General features: G+C 64.1%; 17 protein-coding genes and 2 pseudogenes. 4 read left to right on the top strand and 15 right to left on the bottom strand.

Translation table 11 applies throughout. The features are described 5' to 3' along the window. Positions 1–34 precede the first annotated feature (34 nt). From NVV79_RS21170 to NVV79_RS21140, 7 genes and pseudogenes are all read right to left on the bottom strand, one after another. The gene (locus tag NVV79_RS21170; RefSeq protein ID WP_303993807.1) at positions 35–544 is read right to left on the bottom strand and encodes a flagellin; all 510 of its coding nucleotides are present in this window, start codon (positions 542–544) and stop codon (positions 35–37) included. A gap of 10 nt (positions 545–554) precedes the next feature. Then, positions 555–1,811 (bottom strand): hypothetical protein, encoded by a 1,257-nt coding sequence (locus NVV79_RS21165; protein WP_303993805.1) that lies wholly within the window; start codon positions 1,809–1,811, stop codon positions 555–557. A gap of 219 nt (positions 1,812–2,030) precedes the next feature. Beyond that, positions 2,031–3,494 carry a flagellin gene (locus tag NVV79_RS21160; protein ID WP_303993802.1) on the bottom strand — a complete coding sequence of 488 codons (1,464 nt, stop codon included), beginning with the start codon at positions 3,492–3,494 and terminating at the stop codon, positions 2,031–2,033. Between the two features lie 210 nt (positions 3,495–3,704). Then, positions 3,705–4,043, bottom strand: coding sequence for a hypothetical protein (locus NVV79_RS21155; RefSeq protein ID WP_303993798.1), 339 nt, complete (start codon positions 4,041–4,043; stop codon positions 3,705–3,707). 104 nt (positions 4,044–4,147) lie between these two features. Further along, positions 4,148–4,615: a flagellar protein FlgN gene (locus NVV79_RS21150; RefSeq protein WP_303993796.1), complete on the bottom strand. Its 468-nt coding sequence runs from the start codon at positions 4,613–4,615 to the stop codon at positions 4,148–4,150. After that, positions 4,612–4,932 (bottom strand): rod-binding protein, encoded by a 321-nt coding sequence (locus tag NVV79_RS21145; RefSeq protein WP_303993793.1) that lies wholly within the window; start codon positions 4,930–4,932, stop codon positions 4,612–4,614. The genes NVV79_RS21150 and NVV79_RS21145 overlap by 4 nt, the downstream gene beginning before the upstream one ends. Beyond that, positions 4,932–6,010 (bottom strand): annotated as a pseudogene (locus NVV79_RS21140) (flagellar basal body P-ring protein FlgI). Before NVV79_RS21140 ends, NVV79_RS21145 begins: the two are co-directional and overlap by 1 nt. A 400-nt stretch (positions 6,011–6,410) precedes the next feature. Here NVV79_RS21140 and NVV79_RS21135 point away from each other — a divergent pair. The 4 genes and pseudogenes from NVV79_RS21135 to pbpC form a co-directional block, all read left to right on the top strand. After that, positions 6,411–6,725: pseudogene (locus NVV79_RS21135) on the top strand (flagellar assembly protein FliX); the annotation flags it as partial. A gap of 153 nt (positions 6,726–6,878) precedes the next feature. Then, a complete protein-coding gene (dksA, locus tag NVV79_RS21130; RefSeq protein ID WP_146289580.1) occupies positions 6,879–7,298 on the top strand; it encodes an RNA polymerase-binding protein DksA in 420 nt (139 codons plus the stop codon). A 157-nt stretch (positions 7,299–7,455) separates the two neighbouring features. Then, on the top strand, positions 7,456–12,951 hold the full coding sequence (locus NVV79_RS21125; protein ID WP_303993790.1) for an alpha-2-macroglobulin family protein: 5,496 nt from the start codon (positions 7,456–7,458) through the stop codon (positions 12,949–12,951). Beyond that, complete coding sequence (pbpC, locus tag NVV79_RS21120) at positions 12,948–15,086, top strand: penicillin-binding protein 1C (RefSeq protein WP_303993787.1); 2,139 nt, start codon at positions 12,948–12,950, stop codon at positions 15,084–15,086. Before NVV79_RS21125 ends, pbpC begins: the two co-directional genes overlap by 4 nt. Positions 15,087–15,135: 49 nt before the next feature. Here the strand turns inward: pbpC and NVV79_RS21115 are convergent, their stop codons facing one another. From NVV79_RS21115 to flgH, 8 genes are all read right to left on the bottom strand, one after another. Beyond that, entirely contained in the window at positions 15,136–15,555 is a 420-nt protein-coding gene (locus NVV79_RS21115) for a curlin (RefSeq protein WP_303993785.1), read from the bottom strand. A gap of 298 nt (positions 15,556–15,853) precedes the next feature. Continuing rightward, on the bottom strand, positions 15,854–16,240 hold the full coding sequence (gene csgH, locus NVV79_RS21110; protein WP_303993782.1) for a curli-like amyloid fiber formation chaperone CsgH: 387 nt from the start codon (positions 16,238–16,240) through the stop codon (positions 15,854–15,856). Between the two features lie 79 nt (positions 16,241–16,319). Beyond that, positions 16,320–16,754 (bottom strand): curlin, encoded by a 435-nt coding sequence (locus NVV79_RS21105; protein ID WP_303993779.1) that lies wholly within the window; start codon positions 16,752–16,754, stop codon positions 16,320–16,322. 97 nt (positions 16,755–16,851) lie between these two features. Next, positions 16,852–18,447, bottom strand: coding sequence for an ABC-F family ATP-binding cassette domain-containing protein (locus NVV79_RS21100; protein ID WP_303993775.1), 1,596 nt, complete (start codon positions 18,445–18,447; stop codon positions 16,852–16,854). 285 nt (positions 18,448–18,732) lie between these two features. After that, positions 18,733–18,882: a hypothetical protein gene (locus NVV79_RS21095; protein WP_146289574.1), complete on the bottom strand. Its 150-nt coding sequence runs from the start codon at positions 18,880–18,882 to the stop codon at positions 18,733–18,735. Between the two features lie 50 nt (positions 18,883–18,932). Next, positions 18,933–20,423, bottom strand: coding sequence for a carboxypeptidase M32 (locus NVV79_RS21090; RefSeq protein WP_303993771.1), 1,491 nt, complete (start codon positions 20,421–20,423; stop codon positions 18,933–18,935). Positions 20,424–20,644: 221 nt separating this feature from the next. Next, positions 20,645–20,803, bottom strand: a complete 159-nt coding sequence (locus NVV79_RS21085) for a hypothetical protein (RefSeq protein WP_303994372.1) — start codon at positions 20,801–20,803, stop codon at positions 20,645–20,647. 201 nt (positions 20,804–21,004) lie between these two features. Continuing rightward, a complete protein-coding gene (gene flgH / locus NVV79_RS21080) occupies positions 21,005–21,742 on the bottom strand; it encodes a flagellar basal body L-ring protein FlgH (RefSeq protein WP_303993768.1) in 738 nt (245 codons plus the stop codon). Positions 21,743–21,761 lie beyond the last annotated feature (19 nt).

Genomic DNA, 21,761 nt, shown 5'->3' with positions numbered 1-21,761 from the left:
CGCCTTGATGCGATGATCGTCCTGAACGGAGCGTTTACTGGAGAAGCTGGAGAACCGACTGATCGGCCTGCGAAGCCAGCGACAGCGAGGAGGAGCTGAGCGACTGGCGGGTCTGCAGGGCCAGCAGGTTGGCGGCTTCCTCATTCATGTCGGCCAGCGTCAGGTTGGCGGCGCCGGTCTGCAGCGTGTTGACCATTTCCTTGGTGAAGTTCTGGCGGTTCTGCACGATCGACAGATTGTAGCCGAAGGACGAGGCCTGGGAGCGCACGTTGGCCAGGGCCATCTTCACTTCGCCGAGCAGGGTGTCGATGTCGGCATCCGCATCGAGATTCTTCGCGATCAGGTCGTACAGGCCGAGATTGGCGGCGCTCAAAGCATCGCCATTCTTGGTCTGGATGTCGATCGAAGACGTGCCGTTTTCGTTGAAGGTGATCTTGAGGTTGTCGCCGCGCAGCAGGTTGATACCGTTGAACGAGGCGTCGTCGGCCAGCTTGTCGAGCTGGTCGCGCAACTCGTTGAACTGCTCGGCGAGGTCCCCACGCACGGAGTTTCCGTCAATCTTGGCTGCACCGAACGAGGTGCCATCGACGATACCCGAGGAGGTGACGCCGGCGATATCGAGTTCCTGGGTGGACAGGTTCTCGATGCGCAGCTTGCCATTGTCGTTGCTGGCGCGGATCTTGGTCTTGAGCTCGGAGGTCTCGGTTGATCTCGCGCACCAGCTCATCCACGGTCTTGACCGCAAAGGCCTGGACTGTCGGGACGGCCGTGCCGGAGGCTGGAATACCATCCGTCGTGGCGCCGGCCGCGATATTGAGCGTGGTGAGGCCGGTGCCGTTCACCGTGAAGTTCTTGCCATCAGCATTTTCGAGCTCGATGACGCCGGCATTGTTGCTGGCCACCACACCTGCGGCCTGGGCGGCGGAGGAGTTGTTGATGTAATCGACGATGGCGTCGGCATTGTCCGTCGCCGCGACGTTGTTGACGGCACCGACATTGACTGTCAGTCCGTTGATGGTGAAGGAGAAGGCGCCGATGGCGCCGGCCGCCACGGCTGCAGAGCCATTGCGGGTTGCCGGGGTGGCTGCTTCGTCCGCGCCGCCGAGGCCGACATATTCGAGTTCCGTGCCGGCCAGTGTGACGGGTTCCGCCTTGGCGCTGGCAATTTCGAGCTGACCGTTCACCGCGCGGGCTGTCACGCCGCCGCCATCGCTCAGGGTGGAGATGTGGGCATTGATCTTGGCCGCGAAGGTCTCGACCGTATCGGCGGCGGTGAAGGCCACGGTGATGGCCGTGCCGCCATTGAGGCTGGGGGTTTCGATCTCCAGCGTACCGGCCTTGCCGGCCGTGCCGCCATTGACGAAGCCGTTCTGCCCCACGATGACATTCTTGTGCAGGTTGATGCTGCCGGGGGTCTCGAAGGCCCCGTTGGTGAAGTCGAGCGTACGAGCCAGGCCCACGCCGATGTTTTCAGGGTCGAGCGAGAAGGAATCGGTCTGGAAGCTCTTGTCCTGCCGCGCCTGGCGCAGGGTGGACTGCATCGATTCCAGCGTCTTGGTGATCGAGGTCAGGCCGTTATCCGCCGCTTCGAGCGTCTGGATGCCGTTGGCCATGGAGTCCATCAGCGAGTTCAGGTCGCCGGCGCGGGCATTGAGCGAGGAGGCCGTGAAGAAATTGGTCGGATTGTCGAGAGCCGAGTTCACCTTGTTGCCGGTGGACAGGCGTTCCTGTGTCCTGGCCATCATGGTGGCGGTGTTCTGCAGCGAAAGCAGGTTCGACCGAACGGCTTTCGAGAGAGAGATATCGGACATTGTGCTTCCTTCACTACGGCGCCGATCGTCGGCTCATGCCTCTCCTTGAGGTTGCATCACTTTTAGCGCACAGAATCCTAATGTGGCGTTAACCATGCTTGTTGGCATGATGGTAACCATGTTGCGGCGCCGGCTTGTGCCGCGCCTCGCAAAGAGGGGGGCACAAACGAAAAAAGGCGGGCCGGAGCCCGCCTTTCCAATTGCGATGAGAAGAACCGATTAACGGATCAGCTGGAGGACCGACTGGTCGGCCTGCGAAGCCAGCGAGAGCGAGGAGCTCGACAGCGACTGGCGGGTCTGCAGGGCCAGCAGGTTGGCGGCTTCCTCGTTCATGTCAGCCAGCGTCAGATTGGCGGCGCCGGTCTGCAGCGTATTGATCATGTTCTTGGTGAAGTCCTGACGGTTCTGCACGATCGACAGGTTCGAGCCGAAAGCCGACGACTGCGAACGGACATCGTTGAGAGCGAGCTTCAGCTTGGCCAGTTCGGCGTCGATGTTGCTGTCGCTGTCCAGGGTCGATGCTTCCATCCAGGTCTCGACACCGAGGTTGGCCGAGTTGATGGCCTCTTCGCCCTTGGTGTTGATGTCGATCGACGAGGTACCGGTCTCGTTGAAGGTGATGGTCAGCTTGTCGCCGCGCAGCAGGTTGATACCGTTGAACGAGGCATCGTCAGCCAGCTTGTCGAGCTGATCACGCAGTTCGTTATACTGGCTGGCCAGGTCGGCACGGACGGTGTTGCCGGTAATGGTAGTCTCACCGGTCACGCCGGTCGGCGTCGCAACGTCCAGATCCTGGGTCGACAGGTTCTCGATGCGGAGCTTGCCGTTGTCGTTGGACGCACGGATATTCCCCGCAAACGGGCCGGCCTTGTCGTTGACCTCTTTCACGAGTTCATCGACGGTCTTGGCAACAAAACCGTCCACTGGGGTCGGCACTGCCTGGGTGGTCACGCCGGTAATGCCGCCGGTGGCGGTGCCGCCGATGGTGATGCCCGTGGTGTTGTTGGCAGCCGTAAAGGCGATTTCGCCGTCTTCGGTGAGGCTGGCCGTGATGTTCAGGCCCGCGGTTCCGTTGACTGCGTCGATAAGGGCGCCCACGGTGTCAACTTCTTCATCGGCGATGGTGAAGGTGGCGGTCTGGGTGCCATTGCTGACAGTGAAGGTGCCGGCGGCGGTGAAGCCGGCGTCGTCAAGCGTGCTGTCGCGGGTCAGGCTGTCGACCGTACTCGTGGTCGAAGCGGCATCGGCCACATTGATGGTCTTGGTGAGATTCAGGTCGAGCGCTGTTTCGCCGATCGCGCCGCCGCTGAACGACATGACTTCCGTGCCGGCCGGGGTGTCACCCAGAGCAATGGTGTAGGACGAGGTCTGGAACGACTTGTCCTGACGGGCCTGGCGCAGCGTCGACTGCATGGATTCCAGGGTCTTGGTGATCGAGGTCAGGCCATTATCGGCGGCTTTCAGGGTCTGGATGCCGTTAGCCATCGAGTCCATCAGCTGGTTCAGGTCGCCGGCGCGGCTGTTGAGGCCGGCAGCAGTGAAGAAGTTGGTGGGGTTGTCGAGAGCCGAGTTCACCTTGTTACCGGTAGCGAGACGCTCCTGCGTCTGGGCCATCAGGTTGGCGGTGTTCTGGAGGGAAAGCAGGTTCGAGCGAACGGCTTTCGAGAGGGAGATATCACCCATGCTACTAAGTCCTTTTCTAGGATTACGCAAACTAACACGCCTCTCCTGAGGCAAGCCGATCCTCATCCGGCAGCCTCTAAAGAAGCATTAAGCGGGTGACGAATATTTAGGCAAATTGCGCGTGATGCTGTATTGGCGCGAAGAAAAAAGCCCCGGAAATCCGGGGCTCGTGACCATATGCAGCACAATGGCTGGTGATGCTGTATTAACCTAGGCGAGGAGATCCTTGAGCCTGGCCTGGGATTCCGGCGGGATCGGGATCGAACCGATGCGCATGATCAGCTCTTCCATCGTGGTCGGCACGGGCGGCAAGGCGCCCGCGATCACGGCAGCGGCGAACATGGAGCCGGCATCCGGGCGCGGCTCGGGCGAAGGCTCGGCCTGCGCATCCTGCTGGGGAAAGGCGCCATTGTCGCTCGCACCGGAATTCTTCGGCGCTGGCGGCGGGCTGTCAGGCAGCAGGCTGCGTTCCCCGGTGGTGGGGCGCTGCCGGTAGCCAGCGAGGCCGCCGCTACTGATGATTGGATCTGCCGCAACTGCAGTGATCATGACGCTGTCCAGTGCATACACGAATGCCAGTCGTCATCGTATATACACCGCAATTGCGGGTCGGTTACTTCAATCCGTCGTAGTTGGTTAAAATTGAGTCCAAGTCAAAGGGCGCGGTTGATTGCGATGCCGCGTGCCGATGTTGTCGCATCTGCTGTGATCGCGCCGCCGCGTCCATAGGTCTTTGCCTTGTTCTGTTGCCCGACGATTTTGGCGACGTCGGTCAGCAGGTCTTCGGTGACCATGCGCGCCGTGGCCAGCACGCGCAGGTTCTCGGCCATTTGGGTGGCCAGGCTTTCATGGCCCAGCCGCAGCCGTTCGACGGCAGCGGGCGCTTCGGTGCTCAGCCGCAGGCTCTGGCGCTGCACCGAGCGGGCAAAGCCCACATAGTCCTGCGCCAGCCGGGTCTTTTCGGGCGTCAGGGCATTGGCCTGCCGCATATGGCCGGCGCGGAGCAGGGTGGTTTCCTGGTTCATCACGTCGACCAGTGCCGACAGGGCGCTTTCGGCCAAGCGGCAGAGTTCGTCCGCCGGCAGGCTGTCGAGGGCGGCGAGGCGTGCGGCTGCGGTCATTTATAGGCTCCGGGCAAAATGTTCTGGTTATTGGCCGCTTCCTGCATGGCGAGCAGGTCGGGCAGGAGTTGTTCGGCGATGCCCAGCCCACCATTCTGCGCCATGGTCGCGGCGAGCTGTTCGGACTGCATGGATCGCCAGGTTTCTTCCCCGAACCCGCCGCCCATGACGCTGGCATCGGTCTTGATGGACGAGAAGAGTTCCTTGGTCAGCGTGTTGAGGAACACACCTTCGAGTTCTTCGGCCTGGTGGCGGACCCTGGCGATCTGGGCCGGGGTAAGCGTCGATCCTGGCTGCGTATTGTTATTGACGAACATTACAGCACCTCGATTTCGGCCTGCAACGCGCCGGTGGCCTTGATCGCCTGAAGAATGGCGATCAGGTCGCGCGGGGAAATGCCCAGGGCATTGAGCCCATCGACCAGTTCCTGCAGCGACACGGATTCATTGACGACCGACAGGGCGCTTTCCGACAGGTTGGCATTGAGGTTGGTATTGGGCTCGACCGCGGTGACGCCCAGGCTCAGTGGATTGGGCTGAACCACGGTGGGATTTTCGGCGATGGTGACGGTGAGGTTGGATTGTGCCACCGCCACGCTCGACACGCGCACATCCTTGCCCATGACGATGATGCCGGAATTCTCGTCGATGACGATCTTGGCCGTCTGGTCGGTCTGGACCATCAACTGTTCGATATCGGTCAGCAGGTCGACAATATTGCCGTTGAAGCCATAGGGCAGGGTGAGGCGCACCGTGGCCGGGTCTTCCGGCGTTGCCGTGGGGGCGCCGATGAAGTCGTTGACGGCCAGCGCGATGCGGCGCGCCGTGGTGAGGTCCGGGTTGCGCAGGGCCAGGCGCAAGGAGGTCTGGCTGCCGAGATGGAAGTCGATCTCGCGCTCGATCAGGGCGCCGGAGGAAATGCGGCCGGTGGTCGGCACGCCGGAAATGATGGTGGCGGCGTCGCCCTGGGCCTTGAAGCCGTTGATGGAAACCGGGCCCTGGGCGATGGCGTAGACCTCGCCATCGGCGCCGAGCAGCGGGGTCACCAGCAATGTGCCGCCCTGCAGGCTATCGGCATCACCAAGTGCGGCGACCGACACATCCATGCGCGAGCCCTGGGTGGCGAAGGGGGCAGATTGGCGGTGACCATCACCGCCGCCACATTGGCGGTGCGGACATTCTCGCCGGCGGTGTTGACGCCCAGCCGCTCCAGCATGGATTGCAGGGACTGCTTGGTGAACGGGGAGTTGTTGAGACTGTCGCCGGTGCCGTTGAGCCCGACCACCAGGCCATAGCCGACCAACTGGTTCTCGCGCACGCCCTCGAAATTCACGATATCCTTGATACGGGCGGAGGCGGCCTGCGCTTCAATGGCAGGCAGCAACACCATTGTCATGGTGAGCAGTCCCGCGATCAGCCTGTGCAGCAGCGATTTGGTCATCCGGCATCCCCGTCGTCTGGCCGCTCCATCCCCATGGCGCAGCGTTCGACGGTCACATTGCGAAAACCGTGCCAGTTTGATCCGGTAGCGGCAGTGCCTTGGGATTCAAGGATATTTTGGATGTTTCAAACCGGGTTTGGCTCGTCAAGCGGACGTGGTGAGCAATTCTTGCCGGGTTCGTTAATGCCTTGTTAACGGCTGGCGGCAGATTTTGCCGGTGACGGCAGCAAAGTGATTTGAGTCCAGCCTTGCGCATCGAAACCACCAATCGAACGACGGGCGCCGGCCGCGGCAGCGGTATCGGCCGTTCCGGCTCGGGTGCGGATTTCGTGCCGGCCGGCGGCAATGCGCCCCGGCGCGGGTGGCGGGCAATGTGCCTATGCAAGCCACCGGCGGGATCGACGCCATCCTGGCGTTGCAGGCCGTGGACGGCCCGTTGACCGGCCGGAAGAAGGCGGTGCGTCGCGGCGCCTCGCTGCTCGACCTGCTCGACGATATCAAGGCGGATCTGCTGGTTGGCCGGATCAGTGCCGACCGGCTGGACAGCATGGTGGCGATGCTGTCGGAGGCGCGCGAGCACTCGCTGCCGGGTCTCGATGCGGTGCTCGATGACATCGAGCTGCGGGTGCGCGTGGAACTGGCCAAGTTCGGGCGTTTCCCCTCGGCGTGAGCCCCGATCATCAAAATGTTGTCAATACTGTGCTATGCGCCTGACGCGCCGAGGCTTTCCCGTGTTAAGCAGCGCCACTTTTGAACGCTTGCCCGGTGAGGTCGACGCGCATATATAGGCCGCCTTAGGGGTGCATTGGAGTTGAGTCTGCTGATGTCTTCGGTTGCAGAAGTGATTGAATACCGGCCCAGTGACAACGAGCCGTTCATGAATCCGCGCCAGCGGGAGTATTTCCGGGCAAAGCTCAACGCCTGGAAGGACGACATTCTCCGCGAGAGCCGGGAAACCCTCGAAAACCTGCAGGAAGAGAGCCAGAATCACCCTGATATGGCCGATCGGGCCAGTTCCGAGAGCGATCGTTCCCTTGAGCTGCGCACCCGCGACCGGCAGCGCAAGCTGATCTCCAAGATCGACGCCGCCCTGAAGCGCATCGATGACGGCACCTATGGCTATTGCGAGGAAACGGGCGATCCCATCGGCATCGCCCGGCTCGATGCAAGGCCCATCGCCACGCTGAGCCTGGAAGCCCAGGAAATGCACGAACGCCGCGAAAAAGTGTACCGGGACGAGTAGGAACCCGGCGATATAGAGAAAGGCCCGCAATAGATGCGGGCCTTTCTTCTTTAGCGGCCTGCCAGCATCAATCTGCAGGCAATTCAATATTCTTTGTGGCCTTGTTTCCGCCCCAGCTTCGCGTCCATATGGTGGCGTTGAGCTTGGGAGGGCAACGATGCTGCAGGTCATCTCGAAGATGCGCGCGCTGGGGCTGGCGCTGGTTCTGGCCTTGGGTGCCTCTCCGGCGCTGGCGGCTGACCACAAGGTCACGCTGCTGCAGGATACCGACCTGCCGGGTTCCGATTATTCGATTATCCGCAATACCGATCTCGATGCCTGCACCGCGGCCTGCACCGACGACAATATCTGCCGTGCCTTCACCTTCAACAGCCAGTCCAACTGGTGCTTCCTCAAGGGCGCGGTCGGCGAGCAGACCGAATTTGCCGGTGCCGTGTCGGGCCGCGTCAGCCGGGCGCCGTCGCCGGCCGTGATCGAAGCGGTCCGCCAGGCCGAATTGCCGTTCCCCGCCCAGAGCATCATCGATTCCGCGCGCAGCTTTGCCCGTGGCCTGCCGCAGACCGATGCGCCGCCGCCCAAGGTCACCTATGCCGACTTGGTGGCTTCCGCCGAGGAGGCCGCTGCGGCCGGCAATTCCCTCGCGGCCATCACCGCCTACCGGCAGGCCCTGGCCATCAATGCCAATGATCGTGCGGTCTGGCAGGCCCTGGCGCAGGTGGCGCTGACGCAAGCCGAAACGGTTGCGGGTCTGTCGGAAGGCGACAATAGCGGCGACCTGGCGCGCCTCGCCACTTCGGCGGCCATGAACGCCTTCCTGCGCGCCAGCGAGCCGCAGGACCGCGCCGATGCCCTGGCTGCCTTGGCCAATGGGATGGAATATCGCGAAATGTGGCGCGAGGTCATCGCGACCTACCGGGTGAGCCTGAAGCTGGCGGAAAACGAGGCCGTCGCCACCCATCTCGATAGTGTCGTCGCCCAGCACGGCTTCCGCGTGGTCAACCACGTCGTCGATGCCGAGGCCGCCTCGCCGCGCGTCTGCGCGGTCTTTTCCGACCCATTGCCCTATGGCTCGACCGATTTGTCGGCGTTCGTGGTCGTCGCCGATACGCCGCAGGCTTCCGTCGAGCCCGAGCAGGATCAGATCTGCATTGGCGGCCTGCTGCATGGCGGGCGCTATGCCATTCGCCTGCGCGCCGGCCTGCCGTCGGTCGATGGCGAGGAACTGCTCAAGGATGTCGTGCTCGACATCTATATACCGGATCGCTCGCCCTTTGTCGGCTTTGCCAACAATGCCTATGTCATGCCGGCGGGTCTGGGTGGCGGGCTGCCGATCACCTCGGTCAATGCCGATGTGGCCGAAGTCATGATCTATCGCGTGGGCGACCGTTCCATCGCAACCGCCGTGCGCGACGGCATCTTCCAGGGAAGCCTGACCGAATATGACGCCGAGGACATTGCCGGCCGCGTGGGTGAGCAGGTCTGGAACGGCGAAGTCGATCTGGCGCGGGGCAAGCCCAATGAATTGACCACCACGGCGATTCCCGTGGCCGAAACGCTCGGCCAGATGGAGGCCGGCGCCTATGTCATCACCGCCAAGATCAAGGATGAGCAGACCGAATATTGGGACAGCGTGGCCACGCAGTGGTTCATCGTCACCGATCTGGGCCTCACCACCATTGCCGGCGACGATGGCGTGCATGCCTTCGTGCGCAGCCTCACCGATGCGCAGCCGATTGCCGATGCCAAGGTGCGCCTTGTCGCGGTCAACAATGAAATCCTGGGCGAGACCACCAGCGATGCCGATGGCCGCGCGGTCTTCGCGCCGGGCCTGGCGCGGGGCGAAGGGGGCAGGGCGCCGCAATTGCTGGTCGCCGAGACCGGCGATGGCGATTATGCCTTCCTCGACCTGTCGCGCCCGGCCTTCGACCTGACCGATCGTGGCGTCGAAGGGCGGCCGTCACCCGGCCCGCTGGATATCTTCGCCACCACCGAGCGTGGTGTCTATCGCCCCGGCGAAACCGTCTATCTCACTGCTCTGCTGCGCGACGAACGCGCCAATGCAGTCACCGGCCTGCCGCTGACCCTGGAAGTCGAGCGCCCGGATGGCGTTATTTCCAGCAGGCAGGTGCTAAGCGACGAAGGCGCTGGTGGCTATTTCGTGGCCTTGCCGCTGGTCGCCGAGGCCATGCGCGGCTCCTGGACGGCCCGGCTCTATGCCGATCCGAAGGCCGAAGCACTGTCGAGCACCAGTTTCCTCGTGGAGGATTTCGAGCCCGAGCGGCTGGCCTTCGAGATCAGCGCTGCCGATGCGCCGATGGCGACCGGCGAGGTGACCGAAGTCGATGTCGACGCCAAATACCTCTATGGCGCCACCGCGCCCGGTCTCGCCATCGAGGCCGATGCCATCATCCGTCCGGTAACGAGCCTGCCGGATTTCCCCGGCTACACATTCGGCCGGCTGGACGATACGATCGAAACCAATCGCGAGCCGCTGGGCGTCGTCGGCACGACCGATGAAACCGGCCATGCCGTAGCCGAGATCGTGCTGCCCGAGCCGCAGGCCACGACGCGCCCGCTGCAGGCGCAGGTGCTGATGCGCCTGGTCGATACCAATGGGCGCAGCATCGAGCGCAGCATCAGCCGGCCGGTGCTCGCCAATAGCGACCTTATCGGCATCAAGCCGGTCTTCAGCGACGCGTCCGGGCTCGCCGAGGGCAGCGAGGCTCGCTTCGATATCGTCGTCGTGTCACCTGACGGCGAAGCCGTCGCCAAGGACGACCTCAACTGGAGCATTTCGCGCGTCGAGACCCATTACCAATGGTACCGCTCCGGCAGCAACTGGCGCTGGGAAGCCATCACCACGACGCGCGAAATCGCCAGCGGCACCGCCGCCACGTCCGATGGCGGGCCGGCGACGATCGGCACCAATGTCGATTGGGGCCGCTACCGGGTCGAGGTGGACAGCAGCGGGCCAGATGCGACCTCGTCCAGCTATGAATTCTATGCCGGCTACTATTATGCCGATGCCGGCAGCGATACGCCCGACACCTTGCAGGTCGCGCTCGACAAGCCCGGCTATAAGGTGGGCGATACCGCCCAGCTCAAGCTCGACCCGCAATTTGCCGGCACGGCGCTGGTGATGGTGATCGACAACCGCGTCATCGCCATGCAGGCTGTCGATGTACCTGAAGGCGGCACTACGGTTCCGCTCGAAGTGACCGATGAATGGGGCCCCGGCGCCTATGTGACGGCCATTCTCTATCGCCCGTCCGACGTTGCCGAAAAGCGCATGCCGTCGCGGGCTTTGGGCCTGGCCTTCGCCGATGTCGAGCCGGGTGACCGCAAGCTCGACGTGAGCCTCGATACGCCCGAGGTGACCCTGCCGCGGCAGAGCTTCACCACCACGGTGGAACTGGGCAATCTGGCCGCCGGCCAAAAGGCCTATGTGGCCGTGGCCGCGGTGGATCTGGGCATTCTCAACCTCACCAATTTCAAGGTGCCTGACCCGGATGGCTGGTATTTCGGCCAGCGTCAGCTCGGCATGGATATCCGCGACCTCTATGGCTCGCTGATCGATCCGACCCAGGGGCTGTCCGGCGCCATGCGCTCGGGCGGTGACGGTGGTTCGTCCCGCACCGGCACGCCGCCGCCGACTTCGGTTCTCGTTGCCCTCCATTCGGGCATTGTCGAGGTCGATGCCGACGGCAAGGCCACCATCACCTTCGACATGCCGGACTTCTCCGGCACCGTGCGCGTCATGGCCATGGCCTGGACCGACACTGCGGTTGGCCACGCCTCGGCCGACGTGATCGTCCGTGATCCTGTCGTCGTGACCCTCAGCCCGCCGCGCTTCCTCCGTGTCGGCGACGAGTCGCGCCTCTTGGTCGAAATCAACAATGTCGGTGGCGCCGATGGCTCTTATGGCGTTTCGCTGGCGACCGGCGAGGGCATTGCCACGCCGGCCGCGGACAGCGATGTCGAGCTGGCCCAGGGCGAGCGAACCGCGCTCGATCTAAGGCTCAACGGCATGCAGATCGGCGACTGGCCGGTTGTGCTGACCATCACCGCGCCCGACGGCAGCACGCAGACCAAGGAACTCCTCCTCGGCGTGCGGCCCACCAGCGCACCTGTCACCACCAGCCGCGTCCTGCCGATCAAGGCGGGTGAGAGCATCACCGTCGGTCCGGATTATTTCGAGAGCTACATGACCGATACCGGCGCCATGACGCTGGCGATCGGGCCGATTGCCCGGCTCGACGTGCCCGGTCTGCTGCTGGCGCTCGACCGCTACCCCTATGGCTGTGCCGAGCAGGTTTCGAGCCGCGCCTTGCCGCTGCTCTACCTCAACGACGTGGCCAAGCTGGTAGGCACCGCAACCGACGACAAGCTCAACCAGACCGTGACGGACGCCATCGCCAACCTGCTCGCCAAGCAGAGTTCCAATGGCGGCTTCGGCCTCTGGGGGCCATTCGATGGCGGCGACCTGTGGCTCGATGGCTATGTCACCGACTTCCTGCTGCGCGCCAAGGCAGCCGGCTATGCCGTGCCTGAACAGTCGCTGACCATGGCCTTCGACAACCTGGCCAATCAGTTGTCCTACGCCTCCGACTTCGACAATGGCGGCGAAGACATCGCCTATGCGCTCTACGATCTGGCCCGGGCTGGGCGGGTCTCCATGGGCGACCTGCGCTATTATCACGAGGCGCGCCTCAATGCCTTCGGCTCGCCCCTAGCCCAGGCGCAACTCGGGGCGGCGCTGGCGCTCTATGGCGACCCGACACGCGCCAAATCCGCTTTCGAGGCAGCCATTGCCGGGCTTAAATCACCCGACAACATCAAGCGCTATCGCGGCGACTATGGCAGCCGCATGCGCGACTATGCCGGCGTGCTGGCCTTGGCCGCCGAGTTCAAGCCGGCTGGTATCAACCTTACGGAACTGGCCAATGAACTGGCCAAGCTGCGTGACCGGGCGCGCTATACCTCGACGCAGGAAGATAGCTGGACCCTCATGGCCGCAGCAGCACTCGGCGCCTCCAGCACTGATGGCTCGATCACGCTCGATGGCGAAGCCCTCACGGGCCAGGTCTATCGGCGCTACGATCAGACCGGTTTCGAAACGGTCGAGATCGCCAATACTGGCGCTGCCGATACCGAGGCGAAGGTGACCGTGACCGGCTATCCGATCACGCCGCCGCGTGCCACCAGCGATGGCTTCACCATCGCCCGCGAATATTTCCTGCCCGATGGCACGCCGGTCGACCCGCAGGCGGCGCCCATTGCGCAGAATGATCGCCTCGTCGTGGTGCTGACAGTGCGGCCGCAAAACCTGGGTTCGGGCCAGTATCTCCTGGCCGATCCGCTGCCTGCGGGCTTCGAGATCGAAAATCCGGACCTCTCCGCCGGCAGCGGCGTAGCCGATTTCAGTTGGCTCGAACTCAATGCGGCAACCCATGTGGAATCGCGGACCGACCAGTATGTCGCCGCCTTCCGCTATTTCGATCAAACCGGCACCTTCACCACCGCCTATCTGGTGCGCGCCGTGTCGCCCGGCACATTCGTGCTGCCCGGCGCAACGGTGGAAGACATGTATCGCCCCGAATTCCGGGCGAACACCGCCGCCGGTGCCATCGAGGTCACACCGACCGGACCATGAGCGGGGTTGAGGCAGCCGCACCCGAACCGCAGCCGCGCCGCTCCCGGAAGGGATTGGCGCGGTGGCTGACGCTTGCGGGTTTCGGCGTGTTCGTCGTTGCGGCCGCGGGCGCCATCCAGCTTAATTCCATGCTATCAGGCATTGCCGGTACGCTGCCGCCGACGCCCGACGTAGCGACGTTGCCGGTTTCCGTCGCCGTCACCGATCGCAATGGTATGCTACTCCGTCCGTTCACCACCGGCGACGGCCGCTGGCGCTTGCCGGTGGATCGCACCGCCGTCGATCCGCGCTTCATCCAGATGCTCATTGCCTATGAGGACCGCGGCTTTGCCGAGCATAGTGGTATTGCCTGGAGCTCCATGCTGCGCGCTGCCGGGCAGTTCGTCATGGCCGGTCGCGTCGTCTCCGGCGGCTCGACGCTCACCATGCAGGTGGCGCGGCTGATCGAGGGCGAGCCGACGCGCGATATCTGGGGCAAGCTGCGCCAGATGGTGCATGCCGACAGGCTGGAACACGAGCTCAGCAAGGATGAGATCATCGATCTCTACCTCACCCTGGCTCCCTATGGCGGCAATATCGAGGGCATTCGCGCGGCGACCCTGGCCTATTTCGGCAAGGAGCCTGGACGGCTGACCATCGCCGAGGCCGCCCTGCTGGTGGCCTTGCCGCAATCACCCGAAGCACGCCGTCCCGACCGCGATCCCGTCGCCGCCGAGCGCAGCCGCGACATGGTGCTGGACCGGCTGGTGGCAACTGGCGCCCTGCCGCCGGAAGACGCCCTGGTCGCCAAGCGCGAACCGGTGCCTACCGGAAGGCGGGAATTTCCGATGCTGGCGGCGCATATGGCCGCGCAGGCGGTGCGAGCACAACCCACGGCGCGAGCGATCGAGCTGACCGTGGACAAGCGCCTGCAGGATGCGCTGGAGCATCTCGCTGCCGGCCGTGCCAGGCTGATCGATCCCAAAGTATCCGTCGCCATCGTCGCCGCCGATATCGCCAGCGGCGAAGTTCTCGCCTCGGTCGGTTCGGCGGGCCTGTTCTCTATCCAGAGCGCCGGCTTCGTCGACATGACCAATGCCATCCGCTCGCCCGGCTCGACCCTCAAGCCGCTGATCTACGGCTTGGCTTTCGAGCTGGGCCTGGCCCATCCCGAAAGTCTCATCGAGGACCGCCCCACCGCCTTCGGCGCCTATGTCCCGGTCAATTTCGACGGCTTCAGCCGGGGCACGGTGACCATCCACGACGCGCTGACGGAGTCGCTCAACATCCCCGCCGTGGTGGTGCTCGATGCGGTCGGTCCGGCGCGCCTGGTATCCCGCCTGCGCCGCGCCCATGCCGATCCGCGCCTGCCGATCAATACCGCGCCGAGCCTCGCCGTGGGCCTTGGCGGCGTCGGCATCACCCTGCGCGACCTCGTCTCCGTCTATGCCGCCATCGGCAATGGCGGCAAGCCGATCCGGCTCTATGACGGGATCGGGCCGGCACCATCAGCCGAAATCGCTGCGCCGGTGCTGGATCCGGTTTCGGCCTGGTATGTGTCCGACATTCTCGCCGACGTGCCGCCGCCGCTCAACGGCTCGCCCGGCCGCATCGCCTACAAGACCGGCACGTCCTATGGCTATCGCGACGGCTGGGCCATCGGCTTCGATGGCAAGACGGTCATCGGCGTCTGGGTCGGGCGGCCCGATGGCGCCCCGGTGCCGGGGCTATCAGGCATTACCGGCGCCGCGCCAATCTTGTTCGAGGCCTTCGACCGCCTCGGCAATCGCAAGGCGCCGCTGCCCCGGGCGCCGCAGGGCGTGCTCTTTGCCTCCAACAGCGAATTGCCGATGCCTTTGCGCCGCTTCCGTCACCCCAACGAAGATATGGTCGCCCGCGTCGCTGCGCCCGAAATCGCCTTTCCGGCCGATGGCGTCGATGTCGATCTCGGCCTGGCGGCGGGTGACATCTCCCCGCTGATGGTCAAGGTGCGCAATGGGGTGCCACCCTTCATCTTCTTCGCCAACGGCGCCCCCTTCGGCCGCCCCGAATTCGCCCGCCAGAGCCTGTGGGAACCCGACGGACCGGGCTTTGTCACCCTGTCCGTGGTAGATGCCGCGGGCCAGGCCGATACGGTGACGGTGTTTTTGAACTAGAAACGGAAACGGGCCCCGCAGGGCCCGCCAGATTGCATTCCGATTTGGCTTAGAAGCCGAACACCGTCGTCACGCTCGACTGGCCATTGCCGTTCTGCACGCACTGGCCATTGGTGTTTTCGCCGAACTGGAACAGGCCGCAATTGTTGTTGTTGCCGTTCTGCTCGATGGTGCCGTTATGGCCATTGCCTTCCTGCACGATCAGGCCGTGATTGCCCGAGCCGTTCTGGTTGAAGCCGGCGGCGTTGAAATTGCCGTTCTGGCTGGCATTGGCGCCGGTCGAGGACAGGCCCTGCATCAGCGAGAAGATCTGCAGGCCGGCACCCAGCGCCTGCTGCTGGTCGGGGTCCGTGGGCGTGAAGCTGATCGAAACCTGGCCGGCAGCCATGGCGGGGGCGGCGAGGGCGGCAGTGCCGATGACGGCGGCTGCAACGGCGGCGACGAAGGTCTTGGTGAACGTGGTGGTCATGGCATCTCTCCCTGAGAAACTGTTGGTATGTGCTGGGGTGTTCCAGCCGATGACCCGAGACTAGGGGAGCGCGACTGAACCGGTTTGGAGCGGGGTGTTCAGAATGGGTTCAGCGAGGGAATGTGCGTTGAAATTATCGAAAACCTCATGGTGAGCCTGTCGAACCACGAGGTTGAGCGAGTGGAGGCTTGGGTGCCACGCCTTCGTGGTTCGACGGGCTCACCATGAGGGCTACTCGAGACACACAAAAAAGGCCCCGGTGTCCCGGAGCCTTTTCAGCCGTCCCTGATGATGTGATTCAACGCAGGCTCGCAATTTCCTGATCGCAATCGATCTTCTGGCCACCGGCACTGACATTGAAGTCGATGCTGTAGCTGGAGCCGGCATTGATCAGCACCTTGCCCAGCGTCGTGGCTTCATTGGCATTGGCGGTGAAATAGCCGCCCTGGCTGATATTGGACGAGCCGCCATTGCCCGAGCTCTGGATGGCAAGGCGATATTCGCCGCTGAGCGCGACGGGGCTGACAATGGTGCCCTCGAGCGCCAGCATGCCGCGCTCGGAGCTGGTGGCGATGCCGCATAGGGTGTCGCCCGATGCGGAATTGGCGAGGCCCGCATTGGCCGCGAAGGCGGCGACGGCGAGGCCGAGGGCGATGGCGCCGATGCGCCGGGGTGAGATGGTCATGGCTTCCTCCTGATTTCGGTGGCGGACGAGCCGGAAGGGGGTGGCCCTTCCGGCTATGCGCAGGTCACGTCAGGACCGGTTACGGGCAGGCCTGGACGAAAGCGGTGACATTGCCCGAGCCGGCCTGGTTGACATTGGCGGCGCAGCCATTGCCGACCTGCACGCCGGCGGCGACGTTGCCATTGCCGTCCTGGGTCAGGATGGCGGTGTGGTTGTCGCCGAACTGGCCGACGCCGGCGGCGTTGTTCCAGCCGTTCTGCCAGGTGTCGCCGTAGTTGTTGTTGCCCTGCTGGCCGATGGCGCCGACATTGTTGCCGCCATTCTGGTGGCCGACGGCAGTGTTCCAGTTGCCGGTCTGGTCGACGCCGAGCAGGTTGTTCCAGCCGAGCTGGCTGCCGCCCGCGGCATTGCCGAAACCGAACTGGTTGACGAAGACGTCGTTGGACATTGCGGGGGCGGCCGAGGCAGCGATGGCGACGGCGGCGACTGCGGTGATGAAGAACTTGCGGATCATTTGGTCTCTCCTGTCTGGGCTGCGCTCCCTCCGAGCGCTTCTTGCCGATGACACGAGGATTAGTCCGGTGATTTGGAACCAGTCCTGAGCGGTGAATTCAGTTTGCGTTCATCGCGAGGGCAATTGTGCGGCCGATGCCGATGGCGTCGAGAAAGTCGGCGTCGTGGCTCACCACCAGCAGCGCCCCGTCATAACCGCGCAGTCCTGCCTCCACTTGCTCGATGGCGTGGATATCCAGGTGGTTGGTGGGCTCGTCCAGGATCAGCAATTGCGGCGGGTGGTTGCCACCGATAGTGCAGGCCAGCCCGGCGCGCAGCATTTCGCCACCGCTCAATGTGCCCACCTGCTGCAGCGCCGCATCGGCGCGGAACATGAAGCGGGCCAGCGCCGAACGGCAGGTTCGCTCGTCGGCATCTGGATTGAGCGCCAGGAAATTGTCGCGGATGGAGAGGGCGGGGTCGAGCAGGCTCACCGTCTGGTCGAGCATGGCATGCGGCACGAGGATGCGGGCCGTGCCGGAAGCGGCGGGCAGGGTGCCGGTCAGCAGGCGCAGCAGCGTCGTCTTGCCCGAGCCGTTCGGCCCGGTAATCGCCACGCGTTCGGGGCCGGTCATGTTCAGCGAGAAATCGCGGATAACAGGCGATACGCCCTCCGGCCCGCCCGTCAGCCCATCGGCCTGCAACACGGTACGGCCCGCCGGCAGCCCGGTCGGGGTCAGCGTCACCGAAAGTGGGGCGAGCACCTCTATCCTTGCCCGCGCCTCGCTGGCCGCTTCCGCCGCGTCACCGTGCTGGCGGTTGGCCAGCCGCGCATTGCCGCCGCTGGTATTCTCCGAATTCTCCTTCATGCCACCCAGCATGATTTTGGGAATATCGCCCTTGGCCGCCTTGCGCTTGCCGGCGCCGTCCTTGCGCGCCTTCTTTTCGGCCACGGCCTGAATCTTGCGATCAATCTCGGCGATCCTGCGCTCGGCCGTGCTCAGCTCATGCTCGGCAGCCGCCAGTTCCAGCGCCTTGCGCTCGGCATAATGATCCCAATTGCCGCCATAGGTCGTGGCGCCCAGCGTGGTCAGTTCCACAATGACATCCATTTCGCGCAGCAGGGCGCGATCGTGGCTGACCACGATGGCTGCGCCGCGCCAGCGATGCAGCAGGTCCACCACGGCAAGCCGGCCATCGGCGTCGAGATTGTTGGTGGGCTCGTCGAGCAGGATGATGTCTGGCTCGGCCAGGATCAGCCGGGCCAAAGCCAGCCGCGTGCGCTGCCCGCCGCTGAGTGTTGCCAGCGGCCGATCCGGCGCATAGGCGGGCAGGCCGACATCGGCGAGAGCGGTTTCGATCCGTCCGGGCAATGTCCAGTCCGCCTCGGCGGCATCGTCCATGTCGCCCAGGCCCTGTTCGAGCCGGTCGAGCCGCGCCAGCGCCTCGGCTACGCCAAGCTGGTCGACCACATCAGCGTCAGGCGCCACCTGTACCGATTGTTCCAGCATGCCGAGCGTGCCCAGCACCGTCACCGATCCGGCGGCCGGTTGCAGCCGTCCGGCGATGATGCGGAGCAGGGTGGATTTGCCCGTGCCGTTGCGGCCGATCAGCCCCGTTCGTTCGTTGCCGAAGACGAGGTCGAGACCGGAAAAGAGCGGCTGGTTATCTGATGTCGAATAGGAAAGCTGGTGCAGGGAGACGGATGCGGGCATGGGCGGATTCCAGGTGAGCGATGCAAGCGAGGCAGTCGTTCAGCGTGGAATCCATGGGTACCGTCCGGTCAGTGCTGCGGATGAGAGGAAAATAGGGATGGCGCGGGGGAAGTCAAGTTTTGCCGGTGCGTGTGGCCTACCCCCACCCTCATTCCCTCCCCACAGGGGGGAAGGGAAGCCGGCTCTGTGGCTAAACTATCATTGGACCATTGACGTCACCCATGCGCCTCCCTCCCCTTGATGGGGAGGGATTGAGGGGTGGGGTGACGGAAGCCACGGAAGGCTTCAATGTCGCTTGAAATACTGCACTTCGCGCTCGTGCTTTTCAGCGGCTTCACGCGTGTCGAACGTCCCCAGATTGCGGCGCTTGCCGGTCTTGGGATCGGTCTTGCGGGAATAGAGCCGGTATTCCCCGGATTTGAGCTTGCGGATCATCGCGCACCTCCTTTCGAAGGCAAACGGGTGATCCGCTTCTCCTGTTCCCGTCAGGCCAGGTAGCGCTGCTTCAAATGCGCCTTGAAGAAATCGGCGTTGAGCGGCTCGCCCGTTGCCTTGGTGATCAGGTCTGGCGTCGACCAGCGCGAGCCCTGCGACCAGATATTGTCGCTGCGCCACTGGTTCACGCCGCCGAATTCGCCCTTGCTGATATCTTCGCGTACCCCCGGCTGGGCCTTTTCCAGCGCCGCCCATTGCTGGGCCGCGATCATGGCGCCCAAAGTGTAGCTGGGGAAATAGCCGAAGGCGCCGCCGGGCCAGTGCACGTCCTGCATCGGGCCGTCCTTGGGATCGGCGAGGGTCGAAATGCCGAGATATTCGGTCATCTTGGCGTCCCAGGCCTCGGGAATTTGGCTGGCTTCCAGCTTGCCATTGACCAGCTCCTGCTCCAGTTCGTAGCGCAGGATGACATGGAGCGGATAGGTGACCTCGTCGGCATCGACGCGGATATAGCCGCGCTCGACATAGTTCACCTCGTTGAGGATATCGGCGATGTCCCAGCCGGGAATAGCGTCCTCGCCCAGATGCAGGTGTACCAGCGGCAAAGCGAATTCCCAGAATTCGGGGCTTCGCGCGAGCTGCATTTCCACGAACAGGCTCTGGCTTTCATGGATGCCCATGCCGCGCGCCTTGCCCAGCGGCCAATGCGACCAGTCCTTGGGCAGGCCCTGCTCATAAAGCGCGTGGCCGGTTTCGTGCAGCACACCCATCAGCGAAGACAGGAATTCATCGGTGCGATAACGCGTGGTCATGCGCACGTCTGATGGCACGCCACCGCAGAAGGGGTGATGCGACACGGCCAGCGATCCATGGGTGAAATCGAACCCCACGGCGCGCATGGCGGCCAGGCCCAGCTCGCGCTGCTTTTCGATCGGGTAGGGGCCGTTGAGGCTCTTGCGCGGGCGCTTGGCCAGCCGGCGTTCCTGCGCGTCGAGCGCCTCGGGGACGAAGTCCTTGAGGAAGGTTTTCAGATCGCTGAACACAGCATCCAGCTCGGCCGTCCGGTTGCCGGGGTCATACTGATCCATCAGCGCATCGTAAGGCGCCAGTTTCAGCGCCTCGCTGCGCAATTGCGCCTCTTCGCGCACCAGCGCCACCACGCCTTCCAGCGCCGGCAAAAAACTGTCCCAGTCGCCCTTGGCGCGCAGTTCGCGCCAGAGCTGTTCCGAACGCATGGTGGCCGCGGTGCGACGCTCGACGAATTCGGTCGGCAGGCAGGTGGCGTTGATATATTGGCGCTTGAACTCGGCCAGTGCGAGCGTCTGGTCCTCGCTTTCTGGCTTTGCCGCTTCGATCCAGTCGGCGATCTCGGGCGCAGTCGCCTGGGCGTGATACATGCCCGCCAGGTTCGACATGGCCTCGGCCCGCTTTTCACCGCCGCCGACCGCCATATGGGTGGCTTCATCGGCCCCCAATATGGACAAGGCATGCTCCAGCGCTTCGAGCTTGCGGCCAAGGGTGTCGAGTTTCTGGAAGGACATGCGGGGCTCCGGGAATAGCTGGAAGCGTGATGTTCCATAGCCCGGCGGTATCCGCAAGTGTATGTCCTAACACATAAGCCCTGCGTTGGATTTGAACTGAGGCACCAAAGCCCTCATGGTGAGCCTGTCGAACCACGAGGGCGGGCGAGTGGAGCATCCTGCCACGCCCTCGTGGTTCGACAGGCTCACCATGAGGGCTACTGCCGTCGCCGGTCCCCCGCTCACTCCTTCGGCTTGTCCTTGTTATAGGCCTGCCAGGCGCCGCCCAGGGCGATGCCGATCGCAATACCGATGCCGATCCCCATCGCGATATTATCCATCGCGACCCCGATCGCGACGCCAATGGCGATCCCGACGGCAATACCCGTACCCATGGACATGGCAATCTCCTTGGTTGTTGCCGGGTCAACCATAGCAGGCCCGATGCGTTCCCCGAAAAAGGGGAAGAGGCGCAGCCGGGGGACTGCGCCTCTGGAAGGCCGGATCTGTTCTGGAGCCGACCGGGCGGGGCCATTCTGGCGCCCGCCGGGGACCCTGCCGCGCCATTGGGGGAATGCGCCGGCAGGGGAAACTCATAGGCCTCAGAAGGGCAGGATGGCGTCCATGGCCTGCTGGCCGTAGCGCGGCTGCTGCATATTGGTGATCTGCCCGCGGCCGCCGTAGGAGATGCGCGCTTCGGCGATCTTGGACGACAGGATCGTGTTGTTGGCCTGGATATCCGAGGGCCGCACGATACCGGCGACGATCAGGTCGCGCACTTCGAAATTCACCCGCACTTCCTGGCGGCCTTCGATCACCAGGTTGCCATTGGGCAGGACCTGGGTGACGACGGCGGCGACGGAGGTTTCGAGGCTTTCCGAGCGGTTGACCGAGCCATTGCCGCGATTGGTGAGGCCGGAGTCGAAATCGATCATCGCCGACGGATTGATGCTGCCGCCGCTGAGATTGTCGACGGCGACGCCGAAAATGCCGCCCATGCCGGCCGAATTGGTGGAGTTGCGGCCGGTCTGGGTGGTGTTGGCGATCTTGGCGCTGTCGTCGATGGTCACCATCACCGTCAGGATGTCGCCGATGCGGTGGGCGCGCTCATCCTTGAAGAAGCCCTTGGCAGAGGTGCGGTAGAGCGAATTGGGCTGGTAGGTGTCGGCAATGGCTTCCGGCATGGGCATATGCACCGGCTGGTAGCCCGCCGTCGTGGTGGGGTCGGCGATGGCGGTCAGCGGCGGCGCCTGGCCGACGCTGGCAAGCTGGTCCATGGTGCTGCAGGCAGCGAGGCTGGCCGTGAGCGTCAGGAGGGCGGCTGTCTTGAAGAGGTTCATTGGTCTGGTCTCCTGAGGC

Source organism: Devosia ginsengisoli, from assembly GCF_024707105.1.
In the GTDB taxonomy this organism is placed as follows: Bacteria; Pseudomonadota; Alphaproteobacteria; order Rhizobiales; family Devosiaceae; genus Devosia; species Devosia ginsengisoli_A.
Note: the sequence above shows the minus strand (reverse complement) of the source record. Positions and strands in the feature narration are given on the sequence as shown.